22 protein-coding genes and 1 pseudogene are annotated in these 22,551 nt (G+C 72.0%); 13 read left to right on the forward strand and 10 right to left on the reverse strand.

What is annotated here, in order from left to right:
• Positions 1 to 105: 105 nt before the first annotated feature.
• Both QQG74_RS16205 and QQG74_RS16210 read right to left on the reverse strand, forming a co-directional pair.
• A complete protein-coding gene (locus QQG74_RS16205) occupies positions 106 to 1,128 on the reverse strand; it encodes an iron chelate uptake ABC transporter family permease subunit (RefSeq protein ID WP_341715604.1) in 1,023 nt (340 codons plus the stop codon).
• On the reverse strand, positions 1,125 to 2,168 hold the full coding sequence (locus QQG74_RS16210) for an iron chelate uptake ABC transporter family permease subunit (protein WP_341721249.1): 1,044 nt from the start codon (positions 2,166 to 2,168) through the stop codon (positions 1,125 to 1,127). The genes QQG74_RS16205 and QQG74_RS16210 overlap by 4 nt, the downstream gene beginning before the upstream one ends.
• Positions 2,169 to 2,291: 123 nt before the next feature.
• Here QQG74_RS16210 and QQG74_RS16215 point away from each other — a divergent pair, with 123 nt between their 5' ends.
• From QQG74_RS16215 to QQG74_RS16235, 5 genes are all read left to right on the forward strand, one after another.
• On the forward strand, positions 2,292 to 3,323 hold the full coding sequence (locus QQG74_RS16215) for an ABC transporter substrate-binding protein (protein WP_341715605.1): 1,032 nt from the start codon (positions 2,292 to 2,294) through the stop codon (positions 3,321 to 3,323).
• A 134-nt stretch (positions 3,324 to 3,457) separates the two neighbouring features.
• Entirely contained in the window at positions 3,458 to 4,990 is a 1,533-nt protein-coding gene (locus tag QQG74_RS16220; RefSeq protein ID WP_341715606.1) for an aspartate aminotransferase family protein, read from the forward strand.
• A gap of 36 nt (positions 4,991 to 5,026) precedes the next feature.
• Positions 5,027 to 6,307 (forward strand): SidA/IucD/PvdA family monooxygenase, encoded by a 1,281-nt coding sequence (locus tag QQG74_RS16225; protein ID WP_341715607.1) that lies wholly within the window; start codon positions 5,027 to 5,029, stop codon positions 6,305 to 6,307.
• Complete coding sequence (locus tag QQG74_RS16230; RefSeq protein ID WP_341715608.1) at positions 6,304 to 6,909, forward strand: GNAT family N-acetyltransferase; 606 nt, start codon at positions 6,304 to 6,306, stop codon at positions 6,907 to 6,909. Before QQG74_RS16225 ends, QQG74_RS16230 begins: the two co-directional genes overlap by 4 nt.
• Positions 6,906 to 8,714, forward strand: coding sequence for an IucA/IucC family siderophore biosynthesis protein (locus QQG74_RS16235; RefSeq protein WP_341715609.1), 1,809 nt, complete (start codon positions 6,906 to 6,908; stop codon positions 8,712 to 8,714). Before QQG74_RS16230 ends, QQG74_RS16235 begins: the two co-directional genes overlap by 4 nt.
• A 140-nt stretch (positions 8,715 to 8,854) precedes the next feature.
• Here QQG74_RS16235 and QQG74_RS16240 read toward each other — a convergent pair whose 3' ends face one another.
• Positions 8,855 to 9,859 carry an aminoglycoside phosphotransferase family protein gene (locus QQG74_RS16240; protein ID WP_341715610.1) on the reverse strand — a complete coding sequence of 335 codons (1,005 nt, stop codon included), beginning with the start codon at positions 9,857 to 9,859 and terminating at the stop codon, positions 8,855 to 8,857.
• A gap of 132 nt (positions 9,860 to 9,991) precedes the next feature.
• On the opposite strand from QQG74_RS16240, the gene QQG74_RS16245 reads away from it, so the two are divergent.
• Positions 9,992 to 10,453 carry an Atu4866 domain-containing protein gene (locus tag QQG74_RS16245; protein WP_341715611.1) on the forward strand — a complete coding sequence of 154 codons (462 nt, stop codon included), beginning with the start codon at positions 9,992 to 9,994 and terminating at the stop codon, positions 10,451 to 10,453.
• 135 nt (positions 10,454 to 10,588) lie between these two features.
• On the opposite strand, the gene QQG74_RS16250 is transcribed toward QQG74_RS16245, so the two are convergent.
• Both QQG74_RS16250 and QQG74_RS16255 read right to left on the reverse strand, forming a co-directional pair.
• Positions 10,589 to 11,611, reverse strand: coding sequence for a LacI family DNA-binding transcriptional regulator (locus tag QQG74_RS16250; RefSeq protein WP_341715612.1), 1,023 nt, complete (start codon positions 11,609 to 11,611; stop codon positions 10,589 to 10,591).
• A 94-nt stretch (positions 11,612 to 11,705) separates the two neighbouring features.
• Positions 11,706 to 12,548: a class I SAM-dependent methyltransferase gene (locus QQG74_RS16255; RefSeq protein ID WP_341715613.1), complete on the reverse strand. Its 843-nt coding sequence runs from the start codon at positions 12,546 to 12,548 to the stop codon at positions 11,706 to 11,708.
• A gap of 207 nt (positions 12,549 to 12,755) precedes the next feature.
• Between QQG74_RS16255 and QQG74_RS16260 the strand changes: the two genes are divergently transcribed.
• The 4 genes from QQG74_RS16260 to QQG74_RS16275 all read left to right on the forward strand — a co-directional run bounded on the left by QQG74_RS16260 (position 12,756) and on the right by QQG74_RS16275 (position 16,742).
• Positions 12,756 to 13,907, forward strand: coding sequence for a Gfo/Idh/MocA family oxidoreductase (locus tag QQG74_RS16260; RefSeq protein ID WP_341715614.1), 1,152 nt, complete (start codon positions 12,756 to 12,758; stop codon positions 13,905 to 13,907).
• Positions 13,904 to 15,058 carry a dihydrodipicolinate synthase family protein gene (locus tag QQG74_RS16265; RefSeq protein WP_341715615.1) on the forward strand — a complete coding sequence of 385 codons (1,155 nt, stop codon included), beginning with the start codon at positions 13,904 to 13,906 and terminating at the stop codon, positions 15,056 to 15,058. Before QQG74_RS16260 ends, QQG74_RS16265 begins: the two co-directional genes overlap by 4 nt.
• Positions 15,055 to 15,867 carry a sugar phosphate isomerase/epimerase family protein gene (locus QQG74_RS16270; RefSeq protein ID WP_341715616.1) on the forward strand — a complete coding sequence of 271 codons (813 nt, stop codon included), beginning with the start codon at positions 15,055 to 15,057 and terminating at the stop codon, positions 15,865 to 15,867. Before QQG74_RS16265 ends, QQG74_RS16270 begins: the two co-directional genes overlap by 4 nt.
• 134 nt (positions 15,868 to 16,001) lie before the next feature.
• On the forward strand, positions 16,002 to 16,742 hold the full coding sequence (locus tag QQG74_RS16275) for a hypothetical protein (protein ID WP_341715617.1): 741 nt from the start codon (positions 16,002 to 16,004) through the stop codon (positions 16,740 to 16,742).
• On the opposite strand, the gene QQG74_RS16280 is transcribed toward QQG74_RS16275, so the two are convergent.
• Complete coding sequence (locus tag QQG74_RS16280) at positions 16,739 to 17,641, reverse strand: 5'-3' exonuclease (protein ID WP_341721250.1); 903 nt, start codon at positions 17,639 to 17,641, stop codon at positions 16,739 to 16,741. The genes QQG74_RS16275 and QQG74_RS16280 overlap by 4 nt on opposite strands.
• Positions 17,642 to 17,760: 119 nt before the next feature.
• Between QQG74_RS16280 and QQG74_RS16285 the strand changes: the two genes are divergently transcribed.
• A complete protein-coding gene (locus tag QQG74_RS16285; protein ID WP_341715618.1) occupies positions 17,761 to 18,141 on the forward strand; it encodes a VOC family protein in 381 nt (126 codons plus the stop codon).
• 99 nt (positions 18,142 to 18,240) lie between these two features.
• Here QQG74_RS16285 and QQG74_RS16290 read toward each other — a convergent pair whose 3' ends face one another.
• Both QQG74_RS16290 and QQG74_RS16295 read right to left on the reverse strand, forming a co-directional pair.
• Positions 18,241 to 18,831 carry a DinB family protein gene (locus QQG74_RS16290; protein ID WP_341715619.1) on the reverse strand — a complete coding sequence of 197 codons (591 nt, stop codon included), beginning with the start codon at positions 18,829 to 18,831 and terminating at the stop codon, positions 18,241 to 18,243.
• A gap of 149 nt (positions 18,832 to 18,980) precedes the next feature.
• Entirely contained in the window at positions 18,981 to 19,568 is a 588-nt protein-coding gene (locus QQG74_RS16295; RefSeq protein ID WP_341715620.1) for a TetR/AcrR family transcriptional regulator, read from the reverse strand.
• A gap of 81 nt (positions 19,569 to 19,649) precedes the next feature.
• Here QQG74_RS16295 and QQG74_RS16300 point away from each other — a divergent pair, with 81 nt between their 5' ends.
• Positions 19,650 to 20,540, forward strand: coding sequence for an SDR family oxidoreductase (locus QQG74_RS16300; RefSeq protein WP_341715621.1), 891 nt, complete (start codon positions 19,650 to 19,652; stop codon positions 20,538 to 20,540).
• Between the two features lie 134 nt (positions 20,541 to 20,674).
• On the opposite strand, the pseudogene QQG74_RS16305 reads toward QQG74_RS16300, so the two are convergent.
• Positions 20,675 to 20,848, reverse strand: a pseudogene (locus QQG74_RS16305) (DUF397 domain-containing protein); the annotation flags it as partial.
• Between the two features lie 264 nt (positions 20,849 to 21,112).
• Between QQG74_RS16305 and QQG74_RS16310 the strand changes: the two are divergent.
• Positions 21,113 to 22,201, forward strand: a complete 1,089-nt coding sequence (locus QQG74_RS16310; protein ID WP_341715622.1) for a hypothetical protein — start codon at positions 21,113 to 21,115, stop codon at positions 22,199 to 22,201.
• A 6-nt stretch (positions 22,202 to 22,207) separates the two neighbouring features.
• Here the strand turns inward: QQG74_RS16310 and QQG74_RS16315 are convergent, their stop codons facing one another.
• Positions 22,208 to 22,471: a hypothetical protein gene (locus tag QQG74_RS16315; RefSeq protein WP_341715623.1), complete on the reverse strand. Its 264-nt coding sequence runs from the start codon at positions 22,469 to 22,471 to the stop codon at positions 22,208 to 22,210.
• Positions 22,472 to 22,551: the final 80 nt, after the last annotated feature.

Below are 22,551 nucleotides of genomic sequence, written 5' to 3' on the forward strand. Positions count from 1 at the left end.
TCTCGTCGTCGGTGCGCGGGACCGGCCCGCCGGCCCGGTCGGTGTTCACAGCGGGCGTGCCGGCCCGGTCGGTGTTCTCGGCGGGCGTGCCGGCCCGGTCGGTGTTCACAGCCGGCCGGCCCGGCGTTCGGTGGCCAGCAGCCAGACCAGGTAGCCGCCGCCGAGCACGCCGGTCACCACGCCGACCTGCAGTTGGCCGGGGAAGGCCCGCAGCGCCACCTGGTCGGCGACGACGATGGTCAGCGCGCCGATGATCGCGGCCGGCAGCAGCGGGGTGCCGGGTGCCCGGGTCAGCCGCCGGGCCAGGTGCGGGGCGGTAAGCGCGACGAACGACACCGGACCGGCGGCGGCTGCCGAGAGGGAGACCAGCAGCACCGCCGCGGCGAGCAGGAGCATCCGCAACCGTGGCACGGGTACGCCCAGCCCGCTTGCCGCGTCGTCGCCCAGCTCGGTCATCCGCAGCGCCGGTGCGCAGGCCAGTAGCACCGGCACCGCCACCGCGAGCAGGGCCAGCAGCGGCCCGGCGTTCGACCAGCCCCGACCGTCGAGGCTGCCGGTGAGCCAGAGCACGGCCCGGGCCGCCTCCATCAGCGGCGCGCGGGTCAGCAGGTAGCCGTTGACGCCGGTCAGGATGGCCCACATGCCGATGCCGACCAGCACCAGCCGGTAGCCGTACACACCCCGCCGCCAGGCGATCAGATAGATCAGCAGACCGGTGCCGATGCCGCCGAGCGCGGCGGCGCCGGCCAGCGCGGCACTGCTGCCGCCGACCACCACGACCACGAGCGCGCCGGTCGCCGCGCCCTGGGTGAAGCCGAGCACGTCCGGGCTGCCCAGCGGGTTGCGGACCAGGGCCTGGAACACCGCGCCGGCCAGGCCGAGCGCGGCACCGACGGCCAGCCCGGTGACCAGCCGGGGCAGGCGCAACTCGGTGACGATGAACTCCTCGGCGGGGCTGCCGGCGCCGGTAAGCGTACGCAGCACGTCGGCCGGCGACATCGGGTAGTCGCCGTGACCGACGGCCAGCACCGCCACGGCGAGCGCGAGCAGCGCGCAGGTCGCCCCGACGAGCACCGAGCGGCGGTGCAGCCGGAGCGAGAGGCCGCCCGGGGTGCGGATGACGATCATGGGCGGGCCGTCCGGGTCCGGGTCACCAGCCAGAGGAAGAGCGGACCGCCGAGCACGGCGGTGACCAGCCCCACCTGCAACTCGCCCGGCCGGCCCAGCAGCCGGCCGAGCACGTCGGAGCCGAGCAGCAGCACCGGGGCGAGCAGCGCGCAGTACGGCACCAGCCAGCGCAGGTCCGGCCCGGTGAGGGTACGCACCAGGTGCGGCACCAGCAGCCCGACGAAGACGATGGGCCCGCAGGCGGCGGTGGCGGCCCCGCAGAGCAGGGTGATGGCGACGATCACCGCTGCCCGGATCAGCGCCGGGCGGGCACCCAGCGCCTGCGCGGTGTCGTCGCCGAGGGCCAGCGCGTTCAGCGGTCGGGCGGCGGCCAGTGCGGCCAGCAGCCCGATCGCGATGAACGGCAGCACCCGCCGCACGGTGGCGTCGTCGGCGCTGGCCAGCGACCCGACGGTCCAGAACCGCAGCCGCTCCAGGCCGGCCGAGTCGAGCAGCATCACCGCACTGACGTAGGAGTAGAGCGCGGCGTTGAGTGCCGCACCGGCCAGCGCCAGCCGGGCCGGGGTGGCGGTGCGCCCGCCACCGACCGCGTACACACCGACGGTCACCAGCGCGGCGCCGGCCAGCGCGAACCAGACCTGGCCGGCGCCACCGCCGACACCGAACAGCAGCGCGGCGGTGGCGATCGCGGCGGCGGCGCCCGCGTTGATGCCGAGCAGACCGGGGTCGGCGAGCGGGTTGCGGGTCAACGCCTGCATCGCCGCGCCGGCCACCCCGAGCGCGGTGCCGGCGAGCAGGCCGAGCAGTGTGCGGGGCAGCCGCATCTCGTGCACCACGGCGTACTCGGCGGCGTGCGGGTCGGTGAGTGCCGGCCACACCTCGGCCAGCGGGATCGGCTTGGCGCCGACGGCGACGCTGAGCACCACCACGGCGACCAGGACCAGCGCGGCGGCGACGAGACCGGCGGCCCGCGACGCGGCGCGGCGCGGTCGACGGGGTGGGGTGGACCGGGTCGGCGTTTCGGGCGGTGGTGACTCGATGACGGACAGTGTGAACTCCAGTGTGGTGCGAAACGCCGAGCGGTACTTGACAGGAGGTTAGGTTAGGTTAGCCTAACCCCGGCTGTCCATGGCCACCCGCAACCCTGATCGAAAGACGACACCATGCCTGATCCGCTTTCCGCACGCCGGCTCTCCCGCCGAGGGCTGCTGGCCGCCGGTGGCACCGCCGCCCTCGCCGCCGTGCTCGCCGGCTGCGGCCGGGACGATGCCGCAAAACCCAACAGTGACAACGCTTCTGGCCCGTGGTCGTTCACCGACGACCGCCCCGAGACGGTCACTGCCGACACCCGCCCGACCCGGGTGGTGGCCTTCACCGGCTCCGCCGCCGCACTTGTCGATTTCGGACTCGGTGGCGAGGTGGTCGGCGTCTTCGGGGAGACCAAGAAGGCCGACGGCAGCGCCGACCCGCAGGCCGGTGACCTGGACGTGGAAAGCGTTGAGATCCTCGGCAACGTCTGGGGCGAGTTCAGCGTCGAGAAGTACGCCGCGCTACGCCCGGAACTGCTGGTCACCCACATGTACGACCCGGGCGCCTACTGGTACGTGCCGGACGAGAGCAAGGACAAGATCCTGCCGCGTGCGCCGGTGGTCACCATCACCACCGCCCGGGTGCCGATGACCCGGCCCATCGAGCGCTACGCCCAGCTCGCCGAGTCCCTCGGCGCCGACCTGTCGGCCCCGAGGGTCACCGACGCCAAGGCCCGCTTCGAGGCCGCCGCCGAGGCGGTCCGCCAGGCCGTCGCGGCCAACCCCGGCATCAAGGTGCTGGCCGCCTCCGGCAGCCCCGACCTGTTCTACGTCTCCAACCCCAAGGTCAGCACCGACCTGATGTACTTCGCCGAACTCGGCGTCGACATCGTGGTACCCACCAAACTCGAAGCCGGCGACTACTTCGAGGCGCTCAGCTGGGAGAACACCGGCAGGTTCCCGGCCGACCTGATCCTGCTCGACAACCGCAGCACCGCCCTGCAACCGACCGACCTGGCCGCCAAGCCCACCTGGAAGCAGCTGCCCGCCGTGCAGGCCGGCCAGGTGACCCCGTGGGACGCCGTGCCCCGTTTCTCGTACGCCGGGGCCGCGCCGCTGCTGGAGAACCTCGCCAAGGCCATCCAGAGCGCGAAGAAGCTGACCTGACCCATCGGGCGGCCGGTGGGCTACCCCGCCGGCCGCCCACCCCCACCACCCCCACCGACCGCAGCACCCGCCGCGTGCCGGCGGTTCCGGCTGCCCGAAAAACCCCCGATTCGCCGAGCGTGGAGGACACGTCCATGACCCTGCCGGTGCACACCACTTCGCCGACCGGACCGACAACCGCCCGGGCCCAGCTGTTCCACGACGGCACCGTCGAGGACTACCGCCGGGCCGTGGCGGCCGGCGTCGACCGGGTGGCCCGGCGGGTGGCCGAGGTGACCGGGCCTTTCACCGGCGTACGCCCGGACCAACTGGCCCCGCTCGTGGACGCGATCGACCTGGACCGGCCGCTGCCCGACACCACCGCCGCACTCGACGAGCTGGAGGAGGTGTACCTGCGCGACGCGGTCTTCTTCCACCACCCGCGCTACCTGGCCCACCTCAACTGCCCGGTGGTCATCCCGGCGCTCGTCGGCGAGGCGGTGCTCAGCGCGGTCAACTCCTCGCTTGACACCTGGGACCAGAGTGCCGGCGGCACCCTGATCGAGCGGCGGCTGATCGACTGGACGGCACACCGGATCGGCCTCGGCCCGGTCGCGGACGGCGTCTTCACCAGCGGCGGCACCCAGTCCAACCTGCACGCCCTGCTGTTGGCCCGGGAGGAGGCGCTGGCCGGGGCGAGCCCCACCGACCGGCGGATCCTGCTGCCCCGGCTGCGGATCGTCACCTCAGCGGCCGGTCACTTCAGCGTGCAGAAGGCAGCCAAGCTGCTCGGCCTGGCACCGGACGCGGTCGTGGTGGTGCAGACCGGCCCGGACCGGCGGATGCGCCCCGGCGCCGTCCGGCACGAGATCAGCCGCTGCCGCCGCGCCGGGTTGCCGGTGCTGGCGGTGGTGGCCACCGCCGGCACCACCGACTTCGGCACCATCGACCCGCTCGCCGAGATCGCCGAGGTGTGCGCCACCGCCGGCGTGTGGCTGCACGTGGACGCCGCGTACGGCTGCGGGTTGCTGGTCTCGCCGACCCGCCGGCACCTGCTCGACGGCATCGAGCGGGCCGATTCGGTGACCGTCGACTACCACAAGTCCTTCTTCCAGCCGGTCAGCTCCAGCGCGGTGCTGGTCCGCGACCGGCGTACGCTGCGGCACGCCACCTGGCACGCCGACTACCTGAACCCGGCCCGGATGGTCACCGAACGCATTCCCAACCAGGTCGACAAGAGCTTGCAGACCACCCGCCGCTTCGACGCGCTCAAGCTCTGGCTGACCCTGCGGGTGATGGGGCCGGACGCCATCGGCGAACTCTTCGACGAGGTCTGCGACCGGGCCGCGCAGGCGTGGGAGCTGATCGCCGCCGACCCCCGGTTCGAGGTGCTCACCCGCTCGCCACTGAGCACCGTGGTGTTCCGCTGGCAGCCGGCCGGGACCGGCCCGGAGTTGACCGACGCGGCGAACCTGCACGCCCGGGCGGCACTGGCCGCCTCCGGACTGGCGGTGGTCGCCGGCACCCGGGTCGACGGCCGGCAGTACCTCAAGTTCACCGTGCTCAACCCCGCCACCACCCGCGACGACATCGCCTACGTGCTCGACCTGATCGCCGAGCACGCCGGCCGGTACGCGCACACCCACGCCGCCGTGCGCAGCGCCGATCTGACCTGCCCGGTCGGCTGAGGCATGCCGCCGGTGGACCCGAGCCTGGAGGGCCGGATGGAAAGCCACGACTTCATCGGGATCGGCCTGGGCCCGTACAACCTCGGCCTGGCCTGCCTGACCGCGCCGCTCACCGACCTCGACGGGCTGTTCCTGGAGGCCCGCGACGACGTCTCCTGGCATCCCGGGATGCTGCTGGAGTCGTCCCGGTTGCAGACCCCGTTCCTGGCCGACCTGGTCACCCTGGCCGACCCCACTTCGCCGTACTCCTTCCTCGCCTACCTGAAGGAGATCGGCCGGCTCTACCCCTTCTACATCCGGGAGAGCTTCTTCCCGCTGCGGGCCGAGTACGACGCCTACTGCCGCTGGGCCGCCGCGAAGCTGCCCAACCTGCGCTTCGGTCACCGGGTGACCGCCGTCGAGTACGACCCGGCCGAGGACCGGTACGCGGTCACCGCCACCGTCGACGGGCACACCGTCACCCACCGGGCCCGGCACCTGGTGCTCGGCACCGGCACCCCGGCGCACCTGCCCGCCGCCTGCGCCGGCCTGACCTCCGACGCCGTACACAACTCGCGTTACCTGGCGCACCGCGACGCGCTGAAGGCCAAGCGGAGCATCACCATCGTCGGCAGCGGACAGAGCGCTGCCGAGATCTACCATGATCTGCTCGCCGACATCGACACGTACGGCTACCGGCTGAACTGGGTGACCCGCTCGCCGCGGTTCTTCCCGCTGGAGTACACCAAGCTCACCCTGGAAATGACCTCACCGGACTACGTGGACTACTTCCACGCGCTGCCGGAACCCACCCGTTACCGCCTCGAAGCCGAGCAGAAGGGGCTGTTCAAGGGGATCTCCGCCGACCTGGTCAACGAGATCTTCGACCTGCTCTACACGCACAGCATCGGCGGCCCGGTGGACACCCGGCTGCTGACCAACACCGAGCTGACCGCCGTGACGTACGACGAGAGCACCGGCGTGCACACCCTCGGGCTGCGCCACGTCGAGCAGGAACGGGACTTCACCCTGGCCACCGAGGGGCTGGTGCTGGCCACCGGTTACCGCTACCGGGTGCCGGCGTTCCTGGACCCGATCCGGCACCGGCTGCGCTTCGACGGTCACGGCCGGCTCGACATCGCCCGCAACTACAGCGTCGACGTCACCGGGCGCGGCGTCTTCCTCCAGAACGGCGGCACCCACACCCACAGCATCACCTCACCCGACCTCGGCATGGGCCCGTACCGCAACGCCTGGATCATCCGGGAACTGCTCGGCCGCGAGGTCTACCCGATCGAGAAATCGATCGCGTTCCAGGAGTTCGGAGTGCCCGCATGAGCCGGGTCACGGCGGGCGACGGGCGGGCACCCGAGATCATCTACACCCGGGCCGATCCACGGCTCGGCGAGTTCGCCCTGCGTACGCTCGACGTGGCCGCCGACGCGCCGCTGCTGCACCGGTGGGTGACCCACCCGAGGTCGGCGTTCTGGTTGATGCAGGACGCCGACGTGGACCGGGTCGCGCAGGAGTACCGGCGCATCGCCGCGCACCCGCACCACGACGCCTACCTGGGGTTGTGGCGCGGTGAGCCGGCATTCCTCGCCGAACGGTACGACCCGGCCCACGTCGAGTTGGTCGGCCGGTACGACGCCCGGCCCGGCGACGTGGGCATGCATTTCCTCTGCGCGCCGCCGGAGGTCCGGGTGCCCGGCTTCACCCGCGCCGTGATCACCACCGTGCTGTCGTGGCTCTTCGCCGACCCCGGCACCGATCGCGTCGTGGTCGAGCCGGACGTGCGCAACCGCGCCGTGCAGGCGCTCAACGCGGCGGTCGGCTTCGAGGTGGTCGGCCCGGTCGCCAAGCCGGAGAAGACCGCCCTGTTGAGCATCTGCACCCGCCCGCAGTTCCTGGCCGCGACCACCGAAGGAGCATCCGCGTGAGCATCCGCGATCTGGTCAGTCACCTGCGTCCGCAGACCTGGGAACAGGCCAACCGGCGGCTGGTGTGCAAGGCCCTGGCCGAGTTCGCCCACGAGCGGCTGCTCACCCCCGAACCGGACGCCCCGGCGGCCGACCCCGATCCCGCCGGCCGGCGGTGGTACACCGTCACCGGTGACTGCCCGCAGGTGCGGTACCGGTTCACCGCCCGGGTGCGGACCCTGGAGCACTGGGACATCGACCCGGCCAGCATCACCCGCCACCGGGGCGACGAGTCGCTGCCGGTGGACGCCGTCGACCTCTGCCTCGACCTGCGCGAGGCGCTCGGCCTCAGCGACCGGATCATGCCGGTGTACCTGGAGGAGATCAGCTCCACCCTGGCCGGCATCGCGTACAAGCTGGACCGTCCGCTGCCGAGCGCGGCGAAGCTGATCGACGCCGATTTCCAGGTCATCGAGACCTCGATGACCGAGGGGCATCCCTGTTTCGTGGCCAACAACGGCCGGCTCGGCTTCGGCGTCGACGAGTACCACAGGTACGCCCCGGAGGCGGCCCGGCCGGTGCGGCTGGTCTGGGTGGCCGCGCACCGCGACCACTCGACCTTCAGTTGCGCCGCCGACCTGGACTACGACCGGCTGGTCCGCGCCGAACTGAGCGAGGCCACCCGCGCCGCCTTCGCCGCCACGATGGCCGGGTACGGCCTGGACCTGGCCGACTACCACCTCATCCCGGTGCACCCCTGGCAGTGGTCGCACAAGCTGGCCGTCACCTTCGCCGGTGAGCTGGCCCGCCGCCGGCTGGTCTGCCTCGGCGAGGGGCCCGACGAGTACCTCGCCCAGCAGTCCATCCGCACCTTCTTCAACGTCAGCCAGCCGGCGCGGCACTACGTCAAGACCGCGCTCTCCGTGCTGAACATGGGCTTCATGCGGGGGCTCTCCGCGGCGTACATGGCGGCCACCCCGGCCATCAACGACTGGTTGGCCGACCTGATCGGCGCCGACGAGGTGTTCCGGCACACCGGCCTGACGATCATCCGGGAGCGGGCCGCCGTCGGCTACCGGCACCGGCAGTACGAGGCCGCCACCGACCGCTACTCGCCGTACCGCAAGATGCTTGCCGCGCTCTGGCGGGAGAGCCCGGTGCCCGGCCTGGCTCCCGGCGAACGGCTGGCCACCATGGCGTCGCTGCTGCACGTGGACGCCGACGGCCGCTGCGTCGCCGCCGAGTTGATCGCGGCCTCCGGGCTGGCGCCGGCGCAGTGGCTGCGCCGCTACCTGAACGCCTACCTCACCCCGCTGCTGCACGCCTTCTACGCCTACGACCTGGCGTTCATGCCGCACGGTGAGAACGTCATCCTGGTGCTGCGCGACCACGCCGTCGAGCGAGTGATCTTCAAGGACATCGCCGAGGAGATCGTGGTGATGAGCGCCGAGGTGTCCCTGCCGCCGGCGGTCGAGCGGATCCGGGCCGAGGTGCCGGAGGACATGAAGCTGCTCTCCATCTTCACCGACGTCTTCGACTGCTTCTTCCGGTTCCTCGGCGCGCTCCTGGCCGACCAGGGCGTGGCCGACGAGGAGACCTTCTGGCGTGCGGTGGCCGACTGCGCCACCGAGTACGCCGACCGGGTGCCCCACCTGGCCGACCGGCTGGCCCGCTACGACCTGTTCGCCCCCGAGTTCGCGCTCTCCTGCCTCAACCGGCTGCAACTGCGCGACAACCAGCAGATGGTCGACCTGGCCGACCCGTCCGCCGCGCTGCAACTCGTCGGCGCGCTGACCAACCCGATCGCCCGTCACACGCCGTCCTGACCCCGCGCCGCGCGCTCGCCACACACCGTCCCCACCCCCGCGCCGCGCGCCCGCCACACCGTCCCCACCCCGTGCCGCGCGCCCGGCCGGCACCGTCCCGGCGCTGGCGCCGCGCGCCCGGCCGGCGGGTGCGGTGCGGGTCAGTCCCGGGCCAGGTCGGCGAGGTCGCGTGCCAGCAGTTGGGCCAGCAGGGTGTGCCGGCCCGGATCGTTTTCCGGGGTGATGCCCCGGCTGGGCATCTCCACGGTCATCAGCAGGTGCAGGTGCATCCGGTAGAGCGCCAACCGGCGGCGCACCCCGTCGTCGAAGACCAGCGGGGTGCCGGTGGCGTCGGCGTACCCGCGCAGGAACGGGTGCTGCGGCTCGTCCTCGGCACGGCGGAAGAGCAGCGGCGACACCAGATCCAACACCGGGTCGCCGTAGAGGAACCGTTCGCCGTCGACCAGCCCACACATCCGGTACGCGCCGCTGTCGTCCGGTGCGGCGAGCACGTTGCCGTCCCAGCCGTCGAAGTGCAGCAGGGCCGGCCGGCGTACCTGGTCGAGCAGATCGGCGTGCCGGGCCACCAGCGCCCGGAACCGCTGCGGCGGCGCGGGCAGGGTGACGTCCCAGTCGGCGGCGTCGGTGAGCAGATCCTCGATGATCGCCGCGAACGCCGTCGCCCAGGTGCTGCCGCCGGTACGCCCGGCGTCGTAGCCGAACCGTTCGCCGGTGATCCCGTGCAGGGCGGCCATCGCGGCACCGAAGTCGTAGCGGGCGCGATCGTCGGCACCGTCCAGGTCGGGCAGTGCCCGACCGGGCAGCCGGCCGGTGACCAGCCACTCGCCGAGGCGCGGATCCCGGCCGTGATGCAGCACCGGCGGCACCGGCACCTGCGGCGCATGGTCGGTGACCAGCCGGAAGTAGCGCGCCTCGGCGGCGAGCAGATCCGTCTCGTAGCGCAGCAGCCGGGCGGTGGGCGGCGGCGCGACCTTGAGCACCACCTCCCGGCCGTTGTCCAGGCGGGCCCACCACACCGCGGCGAAGCCACCACCGTCCAGCGGGGCGCACTCGGCCACCTGCCGGTCGGGGCCGAACGAAGCATGCAGGTATTCGGCGGTGTCGCCGGGGGAGAGGGCTCGCTGGGTGGGGCTGATCGGCGCCATCCGGCCAAGGTACGCGGCGCTTGCGCTGGCCGTTCGCCCGTGGACGACCGATCGCTGCGGCGGCAGGTCGTGGCCATCCCAGGAGTAACGCGACCTGGTTGCGGGCGGACCGGCAAACCTAGCGTGTGCGGCATGGCGAGTTCGGGAGCGAAGAGACAGTCGAAGAAGCCCTACCTCGGGACCATGGTCAGCGGGGCGTGCCTTGTCCCGCTGCTCGGCGCGTGCACCGCCGAGCACGATGCGGCGCGGGACGGCGGGCAGCAGTCGCCGCCCGCGACCGCGCTGCACATCCCGACGTCACCGGTGCCGACCGACGCCGGGGCGTCCCATCCGTACGTCGGGATGTGGGTGACGGCCGACGGCCACATCCGGCAGATGCTGCTGCCCGACGGTCGCTACGACGAGGCCCGGGGCGAGCGGGAGAGCGCATACACCGGCTCCTACCGGGTCGTCGGGACCCGGATCGAGTACGTCGACGACACCGGTTTCAGCGCCGACGGCACCTTCGACGGGGACGTACTGCGCCACGCGGGATACGTCTTCTACCGCGAGGGCAGCGACGCGCACCGGGAAGCGAGCGCGGAACCACGATGATGGTCGACGCGGCATCGCAGCCCGTCGAGCGCCTCGACCTGCCCTGACCGTCACGCTCGGGTTCGCGCGGGCGGGCCGTTCAGCGGGCGGCGGGTACCGGGCCGGTGCGGTCGCGCCGCCGGCCGGGCGGGCCGTTCAGCGGGCGGCGGGTACCGGGCCGGTGCTGTCGCGGCGGACCAGTTCGGCGGCGAGCGAGGCCACCCGGGGGCCGGCGCCACCGGCGTCGAGGGCGAGGGCCATCGCCCGGGCACCCATCTCGACCAGGGGCAGCCGGACGGTGGTCAGCGCCGGGGTCACGTCGCGCGCCATCGGCATGTCGTCGAAGCCGAACACGCTGAGCCGGTCGGGCACCGGCACCCCTCGGGAACGCAGCAAGGACAGCGCGCCGATGGCCATCGAGTCGTTAAGCGCCGCGATCGCGGTCAACCCGGGCTCCGCGTCGAGCAGCGCGGCGGTGGCGGCGGCACCGCTGTCGCGGTCGAACTCGGCGTACCGGATGCGGTGTTCCGGTAGTTCCCGGCCGTGCTCGGCGAACGCCTCACGCAGCCCGGTGAGCCGGTCGGTGGTGGTGGTCAGCACCCGTGGCCCGGCCACCACGCCGATCCGCTCGTGCCCGAGCCGGCAGATCTCCTCGCCGAGCAGCCGGGCGCCGCCCCGATTGTCCGGCATCACCGCGTCGCCGGAGTGCTCGTGGCGGCCGATCACCGCGACCCGCCCGCCGGTGGCCTCGTACGCGGTCAGCTTGCCGTTGAGCAGCCGGGTGAACTCGGCGGCGTGGTAACCGGAACCGGCGAGGATGATCGCGGCGACCTGGTGCCCGCGTAGCAGCTCGACGTACTCCAGTTCCCGGTCCGGGTCGCGGTAGCTGTTGCAGATCATCAGCAGTCGACCCTGATCGGTGGCGACCCGTTGCAGGCCCCGGGTGATCTCGGAAAAGTACGGGTCGGAGACGTCGTGCACGATGACGCCGACCGCGCCGCGGTGCGAGCGGGCCAGCAGTTGGGCGTGGGCGTTCGGCACGTACTGCAACTCGGCGACGGCCTGGAGCACCCGTTCGCGCAGCTCGTCGGTGACCGGTTTGCTGCTGCCGTTGATCACGCGCGATGCCGTGGCGGGTGAGACCCCCGCCCGCCGGGCCACATCGGACAGCGTCGCCACTCCCGCCCCCTGTCGGTCACCCCGGCCGCGCGCCTGGCGACCAGCGTCACCGTACCGCAGCGCGGGCCGTGGGCTGTTCCGTGGTTCGCGCAGGTCACGGCCGCGGGTCGGGGGTGTTGCGTCCGGTTTGCGGCGGGTGGTCGGGAACCGTCCCCTGGGCGAGCAGATGCGCGCTGGCCGCGACCAGCGCCGGCTCCCGCCGGTAGACGCGGGCGAGGCGCAGCGCGGCGTCGAACACGGTCTGCGCCATCGGACCGTGCGCCGCCGCCTCGGCGGCGATCCACGCCGGTCCCTCGATCCCGTCGACGGTGATGTCGGCCAGGCCGGCCGTGCGGCACTCGTCGACGAGTTCCTCGACGCGGTGGAAGTAGGCGTGGGTGAAGCCGATGCTCGGGTCGTTGGCGCCGTTGGTCAGCAGCACCCGGGCTTCGTCGACCATCCGGTCGTCGAGTCGACCGGTGGCGGCGAAGTCGAGCGGGCCGGCGAATCGCGAGATCGCGGCGGCGAGCACCCGACCGCCGGGGCGGGTGACGCGTACCGCCTCGGTGAGGGCCCGGCACCGGTCGGCGCGGTCCAGCAGGTGGTAGAGCGGGCCGAGCAGCAGCGTGGCGTCGTAGCTGTCGTCCTCCTCGGGCAGCGCGCGGGCGTCCGCGACCTCCGCCGCCACGCCGGGCTGGCCGGCGCGGGCCTGGGCGACGTGGGCGGGCACCAGGTCGAGCAGGCGTACGCGGTAGCCCAGCGCGACGAGGGCGCGGGCGTACTCGCCGGGGCCGCCACCGACGTCCAGGATCGACGCCGGTGGCGCGGGCAGTGCCTGGCGTAGCAGTTCCAGGGTTCGCGTCCGTTCCAGCCGGGCCTGCGGTCGTGCGCCGAGGCGCTGGTCCTCCCGGTAGCGGAACGTGTAGTACGCGACGATCTCGCTGGCATGTCGGTCCACCTGGCGATGGTGACCGGGTGCACGGGCCGGTCGCGACCGGTTTTCGGCGTGGACCTGGGCCGGTGCGGCGCTTGTTAACAAGGGGCCCTTCCTATGCACGAGGCGTTAGGAAGGGGCCCTTCCTTCGGTCTTGCCCGGGTGTGGGGCGGCGGCTTAGGCTGGCCAGGAAAGCGCTTACCTACGGCGTGTGCGACTGGAAGGACCCCCATGACCCGCAGGTCGATCGGCATCATCGTGAACGGCGTCACCGGCCGGATGGGATACCGGCAACATCTGGTGCGCTCCCTGCTGGCCATCCGTGAGTCCGGCGGCGTGGCGCTGCCCGACGGCACCACCGCCTGGCCGCACCTGGTCCTGGTCGGACGCAGCGAGACCAAGCTGCGCGAGATCGCCGAACGGCACGGCCTGGACGACTGGACCACCGACCTGACCGCCGCGCTGGCCCGCGACGACGTGCAGGTCTACTTCGACGCCCAGGTCACCCAGCAGCGGGAGAAGGCCATCCGGCAGGCGATCGAGGCCGGCAAGCACATCTACACCGAGAAGCCCCTGGCCGAGGACACCGCAGCCGCCCTCGACCTGGCTCGGGCGGCCCGCGCCGCCGGGGTCCGCACCGGCGTGGTGCAGGACAAGCTCTTTCTGCCCGGGCTGCGCAAGCTCAAGCGGCTGCTCGACGGCGGCTTCTTCGGCCAGGTGCTCTCGGTGCGGGGAGAGTTCGGCTACTGGGTCTTCGAGGGCGACTGGCAGGCCGCCCAACGTCCATCGTGGAACTACCGGGCCGAGGACGGCGGCGGCATCGTGGTGGACATGTTCCCGCACTGGCACTACGTGCTGGCGGAACTCTTCGGCGAGGTACGGGCGGTCTCCGCGACCATCGCCACGCACGTCCCGCGCCGCGTCGACGAGGCCGGCCGGTCCTACCAGGCCACCGCCGACGACGCCGCGTACGCGGTCTTCGAGCTGGCCGGTGGCGTCATCGCCCAGCTCAACTCGTCCTGGGCGGTGCGGGTGTACCGCGACGAACTTGTCGAGTTCCAGGTCGACGGCACCGAGGGCAGCGCGGTGGCCGGGTTGCGGCGCTGCCGGGTGCAGCACCGGGCGGTCACCCCGAAGCCGGTGTGGAATCCGGACCTGCCGGTGACCGAGGACTTCCGCTCGCAGTGGACCGAGGTGCCGGACAACGAGGACTTCGACAACGGCTTCAAGGTGCAGTGGGAGGCGTTCCTGCGGCACGTCGCGGTCGGCGAACCGTTCCGGTGGGACTTCCTGGCCGGTGCCCGTGGCGTGCAACTGGCCGAGCTGGGCCTGGTCTCGGCCCGGGAGGGCCGCCGCGTCGAGGTGCCGGAGCTGTCGCTGTGAGCGCCGCCGAGGTGACCCTGCCCGGCGGCCGGCGACTGCGGCTGCGCGGTGGCGCCGGCCATCCCCGGCCCGACCGCCCGCCGCACAGCCGCATCGCGTACGCCGCCGCACACGTGGTGGCCGACCCGGCGGCCGACAACACCCCGGGCACCCCGGCCACCCTCGACTGGGACCGTACCCTGGCCTTCCGTCGGCACCTCTGGTCGTACGGCCTCGGCGTGGCCGAGGCGATGGACACCGCGCAGCGCGGCATGGGCCTGGACTACCCGGCCACCCGCGAGCTGATCCGGCGCAGCGCGGCCGAGGCGCGGGCGGCCGGTGGCCGGATCGTCGCCGGGGTCACCACCGACCAGCTGCCGGCCGGCCCGGCCAGCCTCACCGAGGTCACCGCCGCGTACCGCGAGCAGCTCGACGACGTGCAGGCCGCCGGGGCGGTGCCGGTGCTGATGTGCAGCCGTCACCTGGCCGCCGTGGCCGGCGGACCCGAGGACTACCTGCGGGTCTACGACGACCTGCTGACCGCCGCCGACCGGCCGGTGGTGCTGCACTGGCTCGGGCCGATGTTCGACCCGGCGCTGACCGGCTACTGGGGCAGCACCGACCTGGACCTGGCCGCCGACACCGTCGTCGAACTGCTCAAGGCCCATGCGTCCCGGGTCGACGGGATCAAGATGTCGCTGCTCGACGCCGGCCGCGAGGTGGCGTTGCGCCGCCGGCTGCCGGCCGGGGTACGCCTCTACACCGGCGACGACTTCAACTACCCGGAGCTGATCCGGGGCGACGAGCAGGGCCACTCCGACGCGCTGCTCGGGGTCTTCGCCGCCATCGCGCCGGCCGCCTCGGCCGCGCTGGCCGCCCTCGACCGGGGCGACCTGACCGCGTACGACGAGATCTTCGCGCCCACCGTGCCGCTGGCCCGGCACCTGTTCGCCGCGCCCACCTGGTACTACAAGACCGGGATCGTCTTCCTCGCCTGGCTGGCCGGGCACCAGGACCACTTCACCATGGTCGGCGGGTTGCAGTCCGGCCGGTCACCGGCGCACCTGGCCACCCTGCTCACCCTGGCCGACGCGGCCGGTCTGCTGCCCGACGCCGAACTGGCCGCCGCCCGGGCGCGGGCGTTCTTCGCCGTCGCGGGGGTGACCCAGTGACCGACCAGGCGCTGCGCCGGTTCTCCTTCAACCAGGCCACCGCGCAGCACTGGGCGCTGCCCGACGTGGTCGCCGGCTGTGTGGCCGCCGGTGTGCCCGGTATCGGCCTGTGGCGGGAGCCGGTCGCCGAATACGGCCTCGAGCGCGCCGCCAAGCTGGTACGCGACGCCGGGCTGACCGTGACCACGCTGTGCCGGGGCGGGTTCTTCACCGCCGAGGACTGGCGGGAGCAGAACCTGCGCGCCATCGACGAGGCGGCCACCCTCGGCGCGCCGGTGCTGGTGCTGGTCTCCGGCGGCCTGCCGGCCGGCAGCAAGGACATCGACGGCGCCCGGGCCCGGGTCGCCGACGCCATCGCCGAGCTGGCGCCGCACGCCGACGCCGCCGGGGTGCGGCTCGCCATCGAGCCGCTGCACCCGATGTTCAGCGCCGACCGCTGCGTGATCGCCACCCTCGGCCAGGCGCTCGACATCGCCGAACGGTTCGACCCCGGCGTGGTCGGCGTCGTCGTGGACGCCTACCACGTGTGGTGGGACGACACGGTGTACGCGCAGATCGCCCGCGCGGGGGAGTGGATCGCCTCGTTCCAGGTCTGCGACTGGATCACCCCGCTGCCGGCGGGGGTGCTGCTCGGTCGGGCCCTGCCCGGCGACGGCTGCATCGAACTGCGCCGGCTGCGCGCGGCGGTCGACGCGGCCGGCTACACCGGCCCGATCGAGGTCGAGGTCTTCAACGCCGAGGTGTGGTCGCGCCCCGGCGATGAGATCCTCACCGCCTCGATCACCGCCTACCTCCGCGAGGTCGTTTGAAAGGAAGGGCCCCTTATTAACGCCTGCTGTAGTAAAAGGGCCCCTTATTAACACATCCGGCGCTCGCAACGCAGCGGGCGCTCGCGCAGGATGATGCGCGTAGCACTACCGTTCCGATATGGAACGATGGCTGAGTGCCGGACGATGCCGGGGCCGACGGCAGCGGCGGGAACGGGGAGGCGAGCCAGGTGACCGAGCAGACGACCGAGGCGCAGCGGACCGTCGCCGGCAGCCCCCCGGGGGTACGGGTCGACTGGCGGATCCCGCCGCCCCGGCCGGGGCTGGCCGGCTCGCTGGACCGGTTCTTCGGGCCGGGGCGCAGTCGGCGGGAGAACCTGACCGAGGCCGGGATGCACCTGCTGGTGCTGGCGCTGCTGGCGACGTACATCGTCCGGCACACGAGCGGTGCGGACTGGTCGTTCCTCGCCATCCTGGTGACGGTGGTGGCCGCCGTGGACCTCGTCGGCGGCGCGCTCACCAACGCGACGAACCCGGCCAAACGGTGGTACCACCGGCCCGGCCGCCGCGACTCGCGCCTGTTTCTCGTGGCGGTGCACGCGGTGTACCTGCTGGCGCTGACCCGCGTCCCGGCCGCCGGTGCCGACCCGTCCTGGCTGCTGGCGAACGTGGCGCTGCTGCTGGTGGCGGCGATCCTGGTCGAGTTGGCGCCGGTCGACGTGAAGCGGCTGCTCGCGGTGGCGCTCTACCTGGCTGCCGTCCTGGTCAACCTGACCTGGTTGCCGCTGGAGCCGGCGTACGCCTGGTTCCCGATCTTCTTCTACCTCAAGCTGCTGGTCTGTTTCCTGGTCCCGGAGGCACCGCTGGTGCCATCGCGGACCACGGCAGCAGGGCGAGAGCAGCGGCCGGACAGCTAGCCGGCACGGCTGGCCAGGGCGTCGACCAGGCGGCGGGTGGAGCCGGCGAGGTTCCAGCGTTCGGCCAGCTCGATGAGCCGGTCCGGGTCGGCGGGTGCCGTCGGCAGTTCGGTGGGCAGCGCCGGCAGTGGTACGTCCAGCGCGACCCGGACCACCTTCGGCGCCACCGCGAGGTAGTCTCGCGCGGCAGTGAGCTTGGCGCGCAGTCCGGGCGCGAAGCCGGAGCCCGGGTCGTCCAGGGCGGCGAGGATGCCGGGGATGTCGCCGTAGCGGTCGACCAGCCGGGCGGCGGTCTTCTCGCCGACGCCGGCCACCCCCGGCAGGCCGTCGCTGGGGTCGCCGCGCAGGGCGGCGAACTCGGCGTACCGGTCGGCCGGTACGCCGTAACGGGCGCGCACCGCGGCGTCGTCGCAGTCCTCCAGCTTGGCCACGCCCCGCCCGACGTAGAGCAGGCGTACCCCGCGGGCGTCGTCCACGAGCTGGAACAGGTCGCGGTCGCCGGAGACCACCTCCACCGGGCCGGGCTGGGTGACCGAGAGGGTGCCGAGCACGTCGTCGGCCTCGTAGCCGGCCGCGCCGGTCACGGTGATCCCCAGCGCGTCGAGCACGTCGAGGAGCATCGGCACCTGCGGGGTGAGGGTGTCCGGTACCACCTCGCCGCCCTCCGGTGCCACCCGGTGCGCCTTGTACGACGGCAGCAGCGCGACCCGCCAGTCCGGTCGCCAGTCGTGGTCCATCGCGCACACCATCCGGCCCGGTTGCCGGGTGCGGATCAGGTGGGCGAGCATGTCGAGGAAGCCGCGTACGGCGTTGACGGGCTGGCCCTCGGCGGTCTTCGCGGCGGACTCGGGAATGCCGAAGTAGGCCCGGAAGTAGAGACTGGGCGCGTCGACGAGCATGATCGGTTTCTGCTGTGCCACGCCCGACAGCCTGGCACACGCCACCGACGTTCCGAGTGCCCGCCACGACCAGTCCGCTGCCCACGCCGAGGATGCGCGTACACCACCAGGAGGACCTGATGCCCCTGCCCACCCCGCTGACGCTCACCCAGGTCAACCTGGACACCCCGGACCCGGCCGCGCTGGCCCGCTTCTACGTGCGGCTGCTCGGCTGGGAGATCGCGGACGAGCAGCCCGACGACGTGATCCTGCGCAACCCCGACGGCGGGGTCGGGCTCTCCTTCCAGCGGGAGCGGGCGTACGCCCGCCCGACCTGGCCGGCCGAGCCGGGCCGGCAGCAGATGTCGATGCACCTGGAGATCGGCGTGACGGATCTGACCGCTGCCCTGGAGCACGCGTTGGCCTGTGGCGCCACCCTGGCCGACTACCAGCCGCAGGAGGACGTCCGGGTCTGCCTCGACCCGGACGGCCACCCGTTCTGCCTCTGGCTGATCGGTTGATCGGATCCCGCGGTGCCCACCGGTCAGGCTCGCTGCTCCTGGCCTGGCTGCCGATGAGCGGATACTGCCCGCGCTGCCTGTATCGACGGGACCGGGTGGCTAACCGAACCGGTCAGCGAGCTTCGTCAGCCTGGTGACGTACGCCGGCCAGTCGTAGTCGTGGGGGACGCCGGAGTTCCCCCGCCGCAAGCCGATCGCCCTGTCGTGCTGCTCGCGCATGATGTCCGCGTGACCGGCGTGACGGGCGAGGTCGCAGGTCACGTGGATGATGATCCTGTGCAGCGTCACGTCCCTTTCGCCTGGACGCCACCACGGCACCTGCCCTGGCGCGTCAAGGGGCAGCTGTTCGATCGTCTGATCCGCGAACACCCCGACACGGCGATAAAGGTCGATCAGCCCATCCTTCGTCTCGCCCTCCCGCGCGTACCAGTCTGCCTGCGGGTCCTCCTCGAACGCCTGCATGGGGACCAGTTCCTCAGGCATCGGGAACTCACGCCCGAAGGTAGGCCCGAAGTAGCCGGCTTCGACATTGAGGCAGTGCTTGAGGACTCCCAGCAGATTGTTGCCGGTCGCGGTGCGGGGCAGTCGCGCCTCGCGTTCGCTCAGCCCGTCGAGCTTCCAGATCAGGTTGTCGCGCATCGCCTGGAGGTAGTGGTGCAGCGCAGCCTTGGGGTCGCCCAGATCAGCCATGCCTGCCAGTCTTCCTTATGCGTCCGCGCCATTTCTGCGAGCTGAACCGCGTTCTTCTCGTCTGCCATGACGTGGTCCTTTCCGGACAGGAGCAACGTTCTGTCCCACGGACCACACTCAGGCCACACACGGAGATCTACGCAGTCCCGTCAGACGTGCCGGTTCTTGCCGGCGATCATGTCGACGAGGGTGTCGGTGAGGTCTTCGGCGGAGACGCCTCCCCACTTCGGGTCGGCGAGCTGGCCACTGGCTTCCAGGCCGGCGATCCCGTTCGCGCTGCTGATGAGCAGGGCCGCGTATCGGCGGGCGTCCTGCTCGCCCACCAGGTCGGCGACGACGGCCAGGAACTCGGTCTGGCTTCGCTGGGCGGCCCGGGCGAGTGCGGTGGGGTCGCCGGGCGGGTTGCTGAACATGAGCTTGTAGAGGTGTGGCTGAAAGCGGCCGATGTCGATGAGCGCAAGGAGGCCGCCGCGCATCTTTTCGGCGGCCGACAGGCCCGGTTGCGCGCGAAGCGCCTGCATGCGGTCTCCGAGCGTGTCCCATGCCCGGGTCCCGACGGCGATCAGCAGGCTCTCCTTGTCGAGGAAGTGCCGGTAGGGCGCTCCGCGGGTCACTCCGGCGCGGGCCCCCACCGCGCGCAACGTCACGGCGTCGAGGCCACCGGAATCGAGCAGCTCAGCGGCCGCGTCGAGCAGGGCGCGACGGGTGGCAGCGGCTGATTCGGCACGGCTGATCATGCGGACGATACTAGTCCGATTGTGATGACTAAGTCACTTCAACCAGTTGACGTTGTCATCTCGGTGCCGCAGACTCAAGAGATGACAACGTCATCTGAAACTCGGGAACTCGTGATCGTGACCGGGGCATCGACCGGCATGGGTGCAGCCACCGCGCGGGAACTGGCTCGGCGGGGCTTCCATGTCCTCGCCGGCGTACGGCGCAACAGCGACGGGACGCGCCTGCGGGCCGACCACATCGAGCCGGTGACCCTCGACATCACCGACCCCGACCACGTCGCCGCGCTCGCCGCACGTGTCGAGCGGGGTCCGCAGCCGCTGCGGGCGCTGGTCAACAACGCCGGCGTCCCTGGCGCCGGCCCGGTCGAGGTGATGCCGCTCAGCGAATGGCGGCGCATCTTCGAGGTGAACCTCTTCGGCCACGTCGCCGTCACCCAGGCCCTGCTTCCCGCGCTGTTACGCGGCAAGGGGCGCGTCGTCAACATCAGCTCCCTCAACGGCAAGATCTCGATGGCCGGCTACGGACCGTACGCCGCAAGCAAGTTCGCGATGGAGGCGATGAGCGACGCGCTGCGCAACGAGTTGGCTCCCCACGGCGTGCAGGTGGTGGTGGTCGAACCGGGCGGCGTCAAAACCGAGATGTCCCGCGTCGGCCTCGCCGCCCTCAGCCGCCTCGACGAAGCGATGACACCCGAGCAGAACGCGCGCTACGGCACTCTGATGCAGGCGATACCCGCCCACGTGGCGGCGTTCACCGAGGCCGGCGTGACCTCCGACGTCGCCGCGAAGAGAATCGCCAGAGCGGTGACCGACGCCAGGCCCCGCACCCGTTACACCATCGGCGCGACGGCTGCCTTCCTCATCCGGGCCTCCCGCATCCTTCCCGACCGGGTGCTCGACCGGATGACAACCTCCGACCTCCGCAAGCACTACCCGCCCCAGAACCGGGACCGAACGACCGCTGCATGGTGAGCACATCTGGCCGCGATCCGCGCGCCTGCAACCGCTCACCGGAGCTGCCTTCGCCCTGGCAGCCAACCGGGTGCTTCGGCCCGACGCCGCCCCGACCACCGTGCTACAGCTGCACGGGCGTGCGTGGCCGAAGCTCAGGGGCGGCTCGCGTCGGTTCTGATGCCGCTGACGAAGGCGGTCCAGGCCACGGGGGTGAAGCTCAGGGTTCCGGCGGCGGGTGCCTTGGAGTCGCGTACGTCGATTTCGGTGCCTCGGTTGCGGACCTCGACGCACTGGCCGTTGCTGCCGGAACGGCTCGAGGTGCGCCAGGCGTTACGCTCCTTGCTCGCTCAGCACCTCCGGGCCGCCGACCTCCGTCCGCAGGGACGCCCCGGAGCGGATGGCGTGCAGCCGCAGCGGGCCACCAAGGCATGGAGACACAGCGCTTCATTAACAGAGTCGCTGTGGCCGACTTTGATACATGCCAGAGGTGATTGTTACCCCACACCGGAACATCGGCGATCTTCTTTGTAACCAAGCCATTACAGCCCGCACACTCCTGTGTGTCATCTTCCGGTCGAATGGAGGAACACATGCGTCTCCGATCGTTCGTCAGCGCAGCGCTGGCTGCCGTCCTGGCCGCCGCCGGCGCACTCATGCCAGCGGCACCTGCCGCAGCGGCCACCGCTGACCGCTGGGGGTTCGCCTACGTCAAGGACCCCACCGTGCCGGTTTGGACCGTGCTTGACACCACCCGGCAGTGGGGAAGCTGGAAGACGGCATTCCCGGCCGCCTGGGCCGACGGCATCAAGCTCGCACCTGGTCGATTCCAGGTCCGCTTCCCGCAGGTGGGCGCCGGCTCGCGGGGCGTGCCGCACGTGACCCCGGTGAACCGGAGCGGGCACTACTGCGAGGTGGTTCGCTGGGGCCAGTCCGGCGCCGACCAGATCGTCGACGTGCAGTGCCACAGGCCCGGCGGCACGCGCGAGGACACCCCGTTCACCGTGCTCTGGACGACCAGCTCGGGCCTGCTGCCGGCCGGCAACTCCCATGCGTACGTGCAGTGGGCTGGCGGCGCGATGACGCAGTCGTACAACTCCACGGGCATGGTGAACGCGGTCGGGGCGTTCGGCGTCGGGCAGTACGCGGTGCGGCTGCCCGGGGTGGGGCTACCCGATTTGCTCGCCGGCAACGTGCAGGTCACCGCCGTGCAACCGAACGCCGCTCCCCGCCGGTGCAAGGTCAACTCCTGGGGCCCGCTCAGCACCTACGTGCAGGTGGAGGTCTTTTGCTTCGACCAGGCCGGCGCGTTCACCAACACCGACTTCGTCCTCTCGTACCACCGCCGGCGGTCGGTGATCGGCTCCTTCGGCCCGCCGACGTACATCGGATACGTGGGCACCGCCGTCGGCGGGCCGACCAACGACAACTCGATGGTCGGTGTCGGTGCCAACACGGTGGTGCCGCTGGCCCCCACCGGCCGATTCCTGGCGACTTTTCCGCAGATCGGCGTCAGGGAGACGCATGCCCAGGTCGTGGCGCAGGGCCCTGGCAGCAACTACTGCCATCTCACCCAACCCTGGTCGTACACCACTGATGTCGAGGTCGACGTGATCTGCTTCGACAACGCCGGCGTGATCACCCCGCACCGCTTCCTGGCCACCTTCACCTCCCGGGTCTGACGCCGGTCAGCGTCGGCGGCGGGCCTCCTCCGGCCGCCGCCGACGGGCGTACGGCAGCACGAACAGGTACAGACCGGTGAGCAGAAGCAGGGCCAGCGGGAGCAACGGCAGGTAGAACACCCACTCGACGGGGTCGGCCTGCGCGACGGCGACGAAGGCGACGACGATGGTCACGGCGAACGTGACGGACGTCCAGCGATGGGTCTGTCGGACAGCGTTGTTCCAGTTCATGGCGACCTCCGTGGCGTTGAGCAGCTCCCGGCCCGGCATCACCCACCCGGCGGGATGTCCTGGGGCAAGCTTGCTGCCCTCCGGCGGCGGGCGCTTCTCTATTCCTGACCGCTCTGCCG

The sequence above is a fragment of the Micromonospora sp. FIMYZ51 genome (genome assembly GCF_038246755.1).
Classification (GTDB): domain Bacteria; phylum Actinomycetota; class Actinomycetes; order Mycobacteriales; family Micromonosporaceae; genus Micromonospora.